We start from the raw sequence: 12,064 nt of genomic DNA, 5'->3' as shown, positions 1-12,064 counted from the left end.
GGTGCGCGCCGCGGTCCGCGCGGTGCCCACGGGCGCCCCGCGGACCGCGGCGGCCGCGTCCCCCGCTCCCCCGCCCCGCCCGGCGCGGCAGAGGCTGCGCGAGAGGTCCTCCAGCACGGCGAGCAGCTCGGCGGCCGAGGTGTGCTCCAGCCCCTCGACGGCCTCCCGGGCCAGCACGGGCTGCACGTCCCGGACGCGCCGCACCGCCTCCTCACCGGCCGCCGTCAGCCGCACCAGGACCGAGCGGCGGTCCGTCGGCGAGGGCGAGCGGCTGATGAGGCCGGCCGCCTCCAGCTTGCGGGCCGTGACGGTGACGACCGGTGCCTCGCAGCCCGACGCCTCGGCGAGCTGGGCCTGGGTGCAGGCGCCGCGCTCGGCGAGGCGCAGCAGCAGCGCGTCCTGCCCGGGGTGCAGGCCGACGTCGGCGAGCAGCGCCGCGGCGCGGGCGCGGGACCGGATGGCGATCGTGCGGATCGCGGTGTTGATCGCCTCCGCCTGCTGCTGGTCCACGGCGCTCCCTTGCGACTGGATCGTTAGCCGGTTAACGTCTTGGCCGATCGTAACCCGTGCGCCCCGGCGGCGGACGGGTTCCCCGACCGCCTGGAGGCGTCCGCTGTGAGCATCCTCGTCCTGTCCGGTTCCACGCGCGCGCAGTCGCTCAACACGCGACTGGCGCGGACGGTGGCCGGGCTGCTGCCCGGCGCGACCGTCGACGCGGACCTGGCCCGGCTGCCGTTCTACGACGCGGACGTGGACGCCGCCGGCGCACCGGAGCAGGTCGAGGGGCTGCGCGCGGCGGTGCACGCCGCCGACCTCGTCGTCGTCGTGACCCCCGAGTACAACGGCTACGTGCCGGGCGTCCTCGTCAACGCCCTGGACTGGCTCTCGCGCCCCTACGGCCGGGGCGCGCTGCGCGACAAGCCCGCCCTCGCGCTCAGCGCCTCCCCCGGTTCCCGCGGCGCCGCCCGCGCCCTCGGCCACCTCACCGCGCTGCTGGCGAACATCGGCGCCGTCGTCGTGGGAGCGGGCCTCGCCGTGCCGCACGCCGCGGACTCCCTCGGCGAGGAGGTCAGCCCCGAGCTGCTGGAGCAGCTGCAGGCCGTCGTGACCGCCGCCCTGGCCGCGCTGGAGGTGAGCGAGGGCGCCGACGAGGAGGACGCCGCCTGAGCGGGTGTTGCGCCGGTGGTCGCGGACGGCGGGTGGGGGTGGTGGCCGTCAGGCCGCCACCCCCACCGCGTCGATGGTCGACGGGTGTGTCAGGGATCGCGCACGCCGGTCCACGACTCCCGCCTGACCGAGCGCAGTGGCAGGTGCTGCCACCGCTGCCGCCCCGACGAGACCACCACCGCGGTGGACGGCCGCTGCTGCACTCCCACCGCCTGGTCATCGGCGACGACGCCGGCGTCCAGGTCACGGCCGTACCGCGCCGGGCGGGCGTGCGAGGCCTCAGGTGGTGCCCCGCCGCCGGGGACCGCCCCCCACCGGGGCCGATGATCCCAGAGGCTCACAGGTCCTGCTGTATCTGCGGTGGGGAACACCTCCTCTCTTCGGGGACCGCGGGCGGGAGACTTCCCCCGCCCGACGGGGCGTCGCACACTGGACGCCAGGTTCCGCCCACCGCATCGCCGCCGGGAAGGCCCTGATGAGACAGCATGCCTGCGCTGGCCGCGCCGCGGGTGCGCCGCAGAACGCGCGCCCGAGCACGCACCACGGCGCCGCCTCGATCGTGGCGCCGCGTTCGCGGCAGGGGTGGGAGGGGAGGGCGACGTGGACGGGGCAGCACCGCGGTTGATCGTTCATGACGGTGCCGACCGGGGCCGGGTGATCGACCTGCGGGAGGGCAGCATCGAGGTGGGTCGCGCGGCGAGCGCCGACATCCGCCTGCCGGTGGCCGAAGTGAGCAACCACCACGCCGAACTCCTGCGACAGGGCGGGCAGCTGTGGATGCGTGATCTCTCCTCCACCAACGGTAGCGAGGTCAACGGCCGGCGCGTCACGGACTGGACACCGCTGCGCGACGGTGACGTGCTGCGCTGGGGCCCGGTCGAAGCCGACGTGGCCCTGCCGCCGGGCCCATCCGTGACCGGGTCGCCCGCGCCACCTGCCCCGCGACCGCTGCACGCGGCACCCGGCGACCTCTCCGACGCGTCCGCTGCCGTCGGGTCGTCGCCGTCGCGCACGGTCCGACCGTCGGCGCGGCGCATCTTCATCAGCCATGCCTCGGAGGACAGGCGACTGGCGCGCTCGGTCGCAGCCTCCCTGCAGCGGCAGGGCTGGCAGCCGTGGCTGGACGAGCGCTCCATCGTCGGCGGCGCCTCCTGGGCTGCGAGCATCCAGCAGGCGCTGCGCTCCTCCTCCGCGGTGGTCCTCCTGGTCACCGCGCGCTCGGTGTCCAAGGAGTGGGTGCTCGACGAGATCACTGCTGCTCGCAACCTGCGGGTTCCGATCATCCCCGCCGTCGTCGATCACGTGCGCCTGCCCGATGAGCTGCACTTCGTGCTGCAACGCAGTCAGTTCGTCGACATCTCGGCGCTGACGTCGCCCTCGCCGGATCAGCAGGTGGAGCGCGACAGGGCTGCCCACCGCCTCGACGAGGCACTGCTGGGGGTGATGGAGCGCCAGGGACGCACCAACCCGGACCGCGTCCGCATGCGCATCGGCCGGGTGCTCGAGGTCGTCGGTCTTGTCATGATCATACTCGGGTTCGCCTCCTTCATCTATGCAGGTGAGCACTCGCTGTCCTCAGGCGCCGACAGATCCGAGGTGCCGGTTCTGGTCGCCTTCGCGGTCTTCACGGGCGGCATCTTCATCGGTGGCGGCGGCGGGGCGATGGTCCGCTCCGGGCGCGCCAAGGGCTTGTGAGGTGCGCGCGGGCACCACCGTGGCCACGATCGTGCGGGGACGCTGCGCGTACGCGGCGGACCCCCGCCACAGGAAGGCAGCGACCTGACCCGGCGTGAGCCGGCCAGCGCACTCGGCGGCGACGATGCAGAGCCCAGGAGAGCCCATGTCCTACCGTGATCGGATCGACGAGCCAGGGCCGAAGAAGCTGCTGTCCCTGGACGGCGGTGGAATCCGCGGAATCGTGACGCTGGAGGTCCTGGCCGCGATCGAGGAGATGCTGCGGCGGGAACTGCGGCGGAGCGAGGACTTCGTGCTGGCCGACTACTTCGACTACATCGGCGGCACGAGCACCGGCGCCATCATCGCCGCGGGACTCGCGCGCGGCATGCCGGTGGCCACCCTGCAGGAGCTGTACACGCGCAACGGGGCGGACATGTTCGACCGCGCCTCCATCATCCGCCGCTGGCGCTACAAGTTCCACGACTCCCGCTTGAAGGCGACCCTGCAGGAGTTGTTCGGCGCCGACACCACGTTCGGCGATGCAGAGTTCAAGTCCCTGTTGATGATGGTGTTGCGCAACGCGACGACCGATTCACCGTGGCCCTTGAGCAACAACCCCGGGGCGAAGTACAACCAAGCCCACCGGTCCGACAACAACCTGCACCTGCCCCTGTGGCGCCTGGTGCGCGCGAGCACCGCGGCACCCACGTACTTCCCACCGGAAACCGTGCAGGTCGGCGAGCAGGAGTTCTTGTTCGTCGACGGCGGGGTCACCATGTACAACAATCCCGCGTTCCAGCTCTTCCTCATGGCGACGTTGCCGGCGTACGAGCTGCGATGGCCCACCGGGGTGGATCAGTTGCTGCTCGTGTCGGTGGGCACGGGCTCCAGCGCGAAGGCCGACGACCACCTGCGGGCGGGGGACATGAACGTCCTCTACAACGCGACGTCGATCCCCGCCGCGTTGATGTCCGCGGCGCTGCACGAGCAGGACTTCCTGTGCCGCGTCTTCGGGGACTGCCGGTTCGGCGCCACGATCGATCGCGAACTGGGCGACCTCATGGCGGATCCCCGACGCCTGTGCGAGCCGCTGTTCAGCTACGTCCGATACGACGCGGCCCTGGACAGGAGAGGACTGGACGCTCTGGGACTGCCGCAGGTCGAGCCGGAGACCGTGCAGCAGCTCGACTCCATCGAGCACATCACCGACCTGCAGGCGGTGGGGATGCGCGTCGCGCGGTCGGTGCGTCCCGAGCACTTCGCGCACTTCCTCGGCCGGCCCTGAGACCAGCGCTGAGACGGGGTGGTGATCCCGGTCCGGGGCAGGGATCGCTGGCGGCGCTCATGGCGATGCCGGGGAAGCGGGTGGGGGTTGCAAGGCGTCGAGGACGGCGGCGCGCAGCGCCGGGGCATCGTCGATGGCCACCACCTTCAGCAGGGGTGAAGCGGCGATCGCGGCGATCCGCTCATCGGTCGCCTTCGCGCGCCGGGCCACGGCGACGAGGTCGGCGGTGCGCCCGGAACCCTGCAGCACGAGGACAGGTCGGCGCCGCGCCAGGCTGTGCTCGATGTCGGAGAGGGTGATGTCCCCACCGTTGACGACGAGGGTCAGGGAGCACCGGTCCCCGGCCAGGGTGGTGGCGAGCTCGGCGAGCCAGGGCGACTCCTGTCCCCACTCCTGCCCCGGGACCAGCACGGCTGCGGTGTGCGCCGGCTCCAGGTGCACGGCCTGCGGTGAGGTGTCCTCCCCCGCCGGGGCGGCGACGGTGCCTTCGGCCGCGACGCCGAGGAGGGCGAGGTCGGGTGCGACCGCCGCGCGGGCCCGGCCCAGTGCCTGCATGAGTCCTGCATCCGTCCCCCCGTCGACGACCGCCGCCCCCAGCTGCTGCAGCAGCGGTAGCAGCGTGGTCCTCAGCAGGTCGTCCAGGAGCGCACGGTGCTCACCCGCCAAGCCGCTGGCTCCACCCACGCAGACGAGCACCGCTCGATTCCGGTCCTGCCCGAGCGTGCTCAGCGCTCCGGCGATCTCCTCAGCGCTGCCGATGCGCACGTAGGGCGGCTGGTGAGCTCGGTCTGCGTCCACGCCCGCTCCCCCCGCCGTCACCCCGGTCCTGCTCAAGGGAACCCGCTGCTCCGCCGGGACGCAACCGAACCCGCAGTTCCGCCGACAGCGGCGTCGCCACCCGGTGGGGACGCGAACCGTCGTGCTCACCCCGGGAGGCGGTGCCCGAACTCCCCCCGTCCGGGTTCCCCCGTCCGGGCCCGGCCTCGCCACGGTTGCTGGTGCCGGTGTCGTCGGCGCTATCGATCCGATCCGTCGGCGGAACCCGGTTCGGGGAGGAGGCGGTGGAGGGCGTCGAGGACCGTCACGAGCGCTGCCTGGACGGCGGGCTCGTGACGCTCGGCGTCGACGCGCAGATCGGCGAGCAGAGAGCGCAGCTCCCACGCGTGCGGCCCTTCGCGCCGGACCTCCCGGAGAAGTCGCCGGCTCTCCTCCACGTCGCCGCGGGCGAAGGCGAGCCCCAGCAGCGTGGGGCGGACCCAGCGGTCGGCGATGCCGAGTTCCACGGCGCGGTGGCAGGCGACCTTGGTCACGACCTCGGCGTCGTGGGCGAGTTCTTCGTCGCCGGGTTCACCGCGAAGGCGGTAGAGGCGGGGCAGGTTGCTGGCGGGGTAGTAGTCGTTGAGATCCGCCTGCATGCCTGCGGCGTAGCTGTCGATGGCGCGTTGCAGGAAGCGCTGGCGGTCCGCCTCGCTCGTGGCGGCTTCGAGGAGCTGCTTGTAGCGGCCGCCGAGCAGCCCCAGCCGCTCGGCGGTGGGTCCGTGCGTGCGGATGAGGTCCTGTAGCTCGCCGGCAGCCAGGGCGGGCTGGCCGGCGTGGCCCAGGGCGAGGCAGCGCTGTTCCCAGACCAGCGGATGACGCACGAGGTGGGTGGGCAGGGAGCCGATGTAGGACAGGACGGCGCGGGGATCGACGAAGTCGCGGAGGAGCCGGATGAGCTGGAGGGCGTCGGCCTGCCGGACGGCGGGGCGCGAGCGGTAGCGCCGCGCGACGTCCTCCGCGGCGCCCCGCTGCTCCTGCGCCGGGAGGTGGTAGATCGCGGTGACGTCGGTGTCGAAGTCGTCCAGATCGGTCACCAGCTCCTGGAAGGCCTGCCGCTGCCCGTCGTCGCCGCGGCGGGGGTAGCCGGCGACGGACTCGAAGACCGGGGAGGCGCCGGGCATCGCGGCGCGCATCCGCTCGCCCAGCACCGCCCTCGCCTGCGCCGCCGCCGGCTCGGCGACGTTGCCGTCGGCGAGGGGGTAGCGGATCTGGCGCACCTGGGCGAGGTCGAAGGCGGAACGCGCCCACTCCGCGGTGGTGAGCAGGCAGCCGTCCTCCACCGCGGCGTGGCGGACGCCCACCTCGTAGTACACGTTGGGGTTGGGCAACGTGAGGTCCGCGATCACCAGATCACCCAGCACGAGGCGCTGGATCATCTCGCGGATGATGGAGGCTCCGACGTCGCAGTCAGCACGGACCGCGAGGTATCCGAGATCGGTGAGGACGGGGCGGTACACCTGCCGCCAGAGGCGGTCGAAGTCGATCTCGGCGGGAACCCCGTCCTCGAGGCGCCCGGTGGCCTTGCGGTTGAAGGGCATGACCATGAAGGCGACCGGCCTAGCCACGTCGGCTCCCCCGCCCCTCCGCGCGGCCGCGCACCGTCCCCGCGGCACGGTGGAGCGATGACGGTCGGCTGGTGTGAGCGATCACCGGGAGCCTCCCTGCGGTGCCTGTGCTGCGTCTCGGGCGCTGTCGTCGTCGGCTGTGCGGGTCGGCGGTGCGGGTCGGCGGTGCGGGCGGGCGGCGCGGGTGGTCAGGTGGCGGGGAACAGCGATGCCCAGCCGTCCACCTGGACGGCCAGGCGGGCCTCGACGGCGGCGACGAAAGCGGCAGCCTGGTCGGGGCCGGCCCGCTGGGCGTCGAAGGGGCGCAGGAGTGCCGTCAGGTCGGCGGTGAGCGCTGCGTAGGACGTCGCCAGTCGCTCGTGCTCACCGCTGGCGACGTGCGCGGCGAACGCCGCGCCCGCGGTGGTCGCCACGGCCACCCATGCCGAGACGTCGGCGCCGAGGGCACCACCGACCGCGGCCAGCACGGCCGCCAGCGCGGTCGCGCTCAGCTCGGCGAAGCGCCAGCGCCGCGCGGTCTCGTGGTGCACGACCACCTTGGACTCGTGCCAGGCCCGCTGCTCCTGCGCGCGATCGCGGACGTAGTCGACGATGCCTGCCACCGGGGGCAGGGCCTTGCCGTCACCGCGTACGCCGGCCAGCAGGTGTGCCTGGTCGCGACCGCGCTCCTCGCACTGCGCCACCTTGGCGGCCAGCACCTGCTCGCGCTGGGCACCGGTGAAGGGAGCGACGGCGGTGAGGAACTGGAACACCACTCCTTTCAACGCCTCCGAGGTCGCGCGCGCCGCAACCCACGCCTGCACGCGCGCCGCGGTGACGAGGCGCGCCTGGATGAAGGCGGTCAGCGCGAGCAGTGCGGCGCTGACGGCACCGATGGTCGCCGTCAGCTCCCGCGGGAGCCACGACCGGGTGGCGCAGGCACCGAGGAGGGCGCCGAGGACCAGGCACACGAGGGCGCGTGCGCGCCAGCGGGTGAGGGCGGCCTTCTGCGAGGTGGCGAGCTGCGACCAGCGCCGGTGCTGCTCCCAGGCTTCGTGCACCTGCATCGCGCCTCCTCGGCCAGCCCAGCTGGCAGGCTAGCCACGCCGCCGTGCCGGGGGAAGGACGATCTGCGCGGTCGCGTGTCCGCGGGCCGGCTCACCGTCGGTCGCACTGCAGGTGCGAGGGCGGCTCGACGGGTGCGTAGCGGCGCCAGTCCCGCCCGCTGAGGTCCCACCCCACCGAGGCACACGCGCGGGCGATCAGCGCCGCCGGCTCGAGGTCCCACCAGGCCAGCACCCCTCCCGCGGTGGAGCTCACGAGGGCCTGCCTCCCGGGCACGACGCTCACCTCGGTCTGGACCCCCGGCTCGGCCCCCTCCTCGTCACGCAGCAGGGGCACGGTGAAGCTGAGCAGCAACTGGGTGCTGGACACGTCCCACACGTCGATGCGCCCCGAGGGCATCACGCCGACCAGCAGGCGGCCTTCGTCACCGGTGCGCACCGAGGCGTAGCTCGCCCTGGGGTCCAAGCGCACCACGACCCGTCCGCTGCGCGGGTCGAGCGCCTCGAGCAGGCCGTCACGGGTCGCGGTCCACAGACGGTCGGCCTCGTCCCACGCCTCCACCCGGCGTTGCCGGAGGGGGAAGGTCCTCGTGCGCCCGTCACCGAGGTTCACGACCTCCACACGATCATCACTGGCGCGGGCCAGCTGCCCTCGAGTGCCGTCCTGGACCTCGCTGGTGTACACGTCGCGTAGTTCCACCCCGTCGGGGGCCTCCACCAGGGTTTCCACCAGCACGCCCGTGACCGTGTCCCAACGGCCGATCAGTCCTTCCGGGGCGGTCACCACGACGTCGGTGCCACGCGCCGGCCAGATCTGCGTGGGCGCGCCGGGGAGCACCAGGTCACCGACCTCCGTCAGGTCCACGGTGTCGAACACCCGTGCGCGCCGGGTCGCGACGAGGCGCTGCGAAAGTCCTTCCGCTGCGCCGCCCTCGGGGGTGAGGACCAGCCGGCTGCCCTCATCGCTGAAGCGCAGGCCGGCCCCCTCACCACCCGGCAGCGCCGAGCGTGCCACCTCGCGCCACTCCAGCAGGTCGAAGAGAACCAGCTCGTCGGCAGCCCACGCGAGGAAACGGCCGTCCCGGCTGAGCGCGTGGCGCACCGGGATGTCAGGACCGCTGTGGTCGGGGAGGTAGTCGATGACGTCGGCGGAGCGCGCGGCGCCGGCCAGGTCCCACCACGTCACGCGGGAGCCGGACCAGCTGATGAGCTCCTCACCCGCGCCGGGGAAGAGCAGCCCGTCGACGGGTGCGGCGCCGGCCAGGGGGAGGGGTAACTCCAGGAGACCCGGGGAGTCGTCGGCGTCCAGGACGCTCACCGCCTCCGAGGTGCCCACGGCAACCCTGCGCCCGCCGTCGGCGACGGCGAAGGCGCGCTCGGCGAGGGGTGCCGCGGGGAACACCGGTTCGTCCTCGGTGGTCTGCGAGCGGACCACGACGAAGCCGTCCTTGGCCAGGCCGTAGTGCTCGAGGTTCGCGGAGGCCGCTGGGATGTAGAACCCGGCAGGGTTCAAGCGCTGCGACACCTCCGAGATCGTGCGTTGCGAGGGGAGCGCGATCGTGCGCTGGGACCCGTCGAAGGCGGTGACGGTCAGCGCCGAGGCGTCCGCGGTGAAGCGCGCCACACCAGGTGTCAGGTCGCCGAGGTCCAGTGGGATCACCTGGGACGAGGACAGCGGCTCCTTCACCAGCCGTGGGCCCGCCCCGTCTGCGATGAACAGGACGGAGGCGTCCGCGGCGAGCGCGACGATCGCTGCGGAACCGGGACGACCGGGTCCTGCGGGGTGGGACCTGAGGGCTCCGTTCCGGTGTGCGACCTGGACGTGCCCGTCGGTGTCTGCGGCAGCGACGACCTCGCCGGTCGCGTCGACGGCCAGGGACCAGGTGCGAGCCGGCAGGGGCGGCGGATCCCACAGGGTGGATCCGTCAGCGGACAGCACGCGCAGCGAGCCGGCCGCACCACCCACTGCGATCATCGCGCCATCGCCGGACGCCGCCACCTTGGCGACCTCCTCCGGGTGCTGCACGGTCCACGCCAGCTGCGGGCTGGTGAACACCGAGCGCAGGAGTGCGCCGCGGGTCATCGTGTCCGGGTGCAGGCGGTACGCCTCGACCGCGAGCAGCTGGCCGAGGTCGGCGTGACGGGGCAGCTCGTTGCCGGAGGAGGCTGCAAGCGCCCGCGCCGAGGCCACCCGAGCCTCGGCACGGGCCTGGCCCCGCTGCTCCACGGCGACGGCGGCGGCCACGACGGCTGCCACCAGCAGGGTGCACAGCGACACCACCGCAGCGCGGGCCAGCCGAAGGGCGCGACGGTGCTGTCGGACCTCTTCCCCGATCAGGTCGTCCTTCGGGACCCCTCGCAGCGGCGCGGCGATGTCCGCGACGCACTCGCGGAAGCGGGGATGCCGCAGCGACGTGTCGGTCGCCGCTCGTGCCCATCGCAGGTCCACCCACCGCGGCTCCCCCTCCACCGCCGCCTGCAACGCGGGGGGCAGCGCGCTCGGCGGCTCCGTGGCCGACTCGTCGGTCACGTCGGCCACCGGCACGACCGGCTCCCACGGCAAGCGGCCACCGGTCACGACCAGCAGGATCGTGTCCGGTCCGCGATTGTCCAACCACCAGCTGATCTCACGAGCCACCCACGCAGACGCCGCGGAGTCCGGTGAGGCCAGGCAGATGAACCACGCGGAGGCCTGCAGCCCCCGCTCCACCGACCGCCACAGATCCGGGTCCGCCGAAAGGCTCGCCTCGTCACGGAAGACGCGCAGTCCCCGACGGGCATACCAGGGCTTGGCAAACAGCTGCAGCCCCTTCTGCAGACCGGGGGCCAGGGAAGCGTCGGCGGCGTGGCTGTAGGACATGAAGGCGTCGTAGCCGCCGTGACCCGGGCGGGTCCCCCGGCCGGTCGATCGAGTGCTCACGACGCCTCCGGTCGACTCCTGGATGTCCTCGGCGGACGTCGGGTGAGCCGGTCGGGAACCGTCACAGGCGGCCATCCGCCGTTCACGGGCATCTTCTGCGATCCGTCGCCCGCCTGCAACGGACGTCGTGCGGTGAGGAGTTGTCGGCAGCGGTTCTCCGGACCGCTGAGGACGAGGGCCGCCCCGCACCGCGGGCCGCGGCTCAGGGCCCTGCGGGGATCTCCAGCCGCACCGGTCCCACGACGGCCCGGGCGGGTTCGGGCGAGCCGAGGGGGGCGGCGGCGAACACCCCGATCTCGGCGCCCACCCACTGCCCCTGCTCGGCCCGCAGGCCGCTGCCCAGCGTCCGCCAGGGGCCGTCACCGCACCGGGCGGCGAGGCCGAGCACCGCGTCGGGACCGCACTCGACGCGCAGCTCGACGGCGCCGGGGCCGGGCAGGGGCTCGTCGACGAGGAGCGTCTCCTCGTGGTCGCCGTCGCCGCGCACCGCCGCCACCAAGCGGGTGCCGGTCCCGTCGAGGCGCACCCCGCACCAGGAGTAGGAGCGCCCCAGCACCGTCACGCCCGCGCGGGCGCCCACCGGCCCGTCCAGCTCGAGGGTGCACGTCCACCGGCACCCGGTGCCGGGCAGCTGCTGGGCCAGCACCTGCGGCAGGCCGCGCAGGTTGCCGGCGTCGGTGGCGGGGCCGCACAGCTCCAGCCGCCCGCCGCCGGCGCGCGCCCAGCCGTCGCCGGGGTTGGCCTGCCAGTACCACTGCCGGCCCAGGCCCGCGGCGAAGTCGTCCGAACCGGGCAGGGACCGCGGGCCCTGCACCGCACCGTGGGGGGAGGCGTGCCCGGTCACCGGGGTGCCGCACCCGTCCGGGCCGGGCTCGCCGATGACCGGCCAGCCGTCCTCGCCCCACGTCAGCGGCTGCAGGTGCACGACGCGGCCGAACGGGCCGCGGTCCTGGAAGTGCAGGAACCACCCGCTGCCGTCCGGGGTGTCCACCCAGGCGCCCTGGTGGGGGCCGTTGACGCCGGAGTCGCCCTGGCGCAGCACGACGCGGTGCTCGTACGGCCCCTCGACGCGGCGGGAGCGGAACACCGACTGCCAGCCGGTGGCGACACCGCCGGCGGGGGCGAAGATCCAGCACCAGCCGTCGCGCCGGTACAGCTTCGGCCCCTCCAGCGTCGTGCAGCCCGCCAGCGCGTCGCCGTCGACGACGACGTGCCCCGGTCCGAGCGGCCGGGTGAGACCCGCGTCGACGGGGACCAGGCTCAGCCGGTTCTTCACGCCGCTGCGGCTCCGGGCCCAGCCGTGCACGAGGTGCGCGGTGCCGTCCTCGTCCCACAGCGGGCACGGGTCGATGAGGCCGAGGCCGCCCAGCAGCAGCCGGGGCGCGCTCCACGGGCCGGCCGGGTCGGTGGCGCTGACGACGAAGATGCCCCGGTCGGGGTCGGGGTAGACGACGTGGAACACCCCGTCGTGGTGCCGGATCGAGGGCGCCCACACCCCGCCGCCGTGCCGCGGCAGGTCGAAGTGGTCCGCCGGGTGCAGCCGGGGCAGCGCGTGGGCGAGGAGCCGCCAGTTCACCAGGTCCCGGCT

At 73.8% G+C, this 12,064-nt stretch carries 9 protein-coding genes; 3 read left to right on the top strand and 6 right to left on the bottom strand.

The annotated features are described in order from the left end of the window. The coding region (locus ABEB16_RS02030) for a MarR family winged helix-turn-helix transcriptional regulator (protein WP_345710607.1) at nucleotides 1-510 on the bottom strand (510 nt) is incomplete at its 3' end. Between the two features lie 105 nt (nucleotides 511-615). Between ABEB16_RS02030 and ABEB16_RS02025 the strand changes: the two genes are divergently transcribed. From ABEB16_RS02025 to ABEB16_RS02015, 3 genes are all read left to right on the top strand, one after another. Beyond that, nucleotides 616-1,167 carry an NADPH-dependent FMN reductase gene (locus ABEB16_RS02025; RefSeq protein WP_345710606.1) on the top strand — a complete coding sequence of 184 codons (552 nt, stop codon included), beginning with the start codon at nucleotides 616-618 and terminating at the stop codon, nucleotides 1,165-1,167. Between the two features lie 600 nt (nucleotides 1,168-1,767). Further along, nucleotides 1,768-2,862: a TIR domain-containing protein gene (locus tag ABEB16_RS02020; RefSeq protein WP_345710605.1), complete on the top strand. Its 1,095-nt coding sequence runs from the start codon at nucleotides 1,768-1,770 to the stop codon at nucleotides 2,860-2,862. 145 nt (nucleotides 2,863-3,007) lie between these two features. Then, entirely contained in the window at nucleotides 3,008-4,129 is a 1,122-nt protein-coding gene (locus ABEB16_RS02015) for a patatin-like phospholipase family protein (protein WP_345710604.1), read from the top strand. 57 nt (nucleotides 4,130-4,186) lie between these two features. Here ABEB16_RS02015 and ABEB16_RS02010 read toward each other — a convergent pair whose 3' ends face one another. From ABEB16_RS02010 to ABEB16_RS01990, 5 genes are all read right to left on the bottom strand, one after another. Beyond that, nucleotides 4,187-4,927: a hypothetical protein gene (locus tag ABEB16_RS02010; RefSeq protein ID WP_345710603.1), complete on the bottom strand. Its 741-nt coding sequence runs from the start codon at nucleotides 4,925-4,927 to the stop codon at nucleotides 4,187-4,189. 218 nt (nucleotides 4,928-5,145) lie between these two features. Continuing rightward, nucleotides 5,146-6,513, bottom strand: a complete 1,368-nt coding sequence (locus ABEB16_RS02005) for a tetratricopeptide repeat-containing protein (RefSeq protein ID WP_345710602.1) — start codon at nucleotides 6,511-6,513, stop codon at nucleotides 5,146-5,148. Nucleotides 6,514-6,701: 188 nt separating this feature from the next. Further along, nucleotides 6,702-7,559: a DUF4231 domain-containing protein gene (locus ABEB16_RS02000; RefSeq protein ID WP_345710601.1), complete on the bottom strand. Its 858-nt coding sequence runs from the start codon at nucleotides 7,557-7,559 to the stop codon at nucleotides 6,702-6,704. A gap of 91 nt (nucleotides 7,560-7,650) precedes the next feature. Next, a complete protein-coding gene (locus ABEB16_RS01995) occupies nucleotides 7,651-10,476 on the bottom strand; it encodes a toll/interleukin-1 receptor domain-containing protein (protein WP_345710600.1) in 2,826 nt (941 codons plus the stop codon). Between the two features lie 202 nt (nucleotides 10,477-10,678). Next, nucleotides 10,679-12,064: glycoside hydrolase family 43 protein (locus tag ABEB16_RS01990; protein WP_345710599.1), on the bottom strand; the 1,386-nt coding region annotated here is incomplete at its 5' end.

Source organism: Kineococcus glutinatus (genome assembly GCF_039542765.1).
GTDB lineage: Bacteria > Actinomycetota > Actinomycetes > Actinomycetales > Kineococcaceae > Kineococcus_A > Kineococcus_A glutinatus.
The sequence above is the reverse complement of the archived record's forward strand: the minus strand, read 5'-3'. Positions and strand labels throughout refer to the sequence as shown.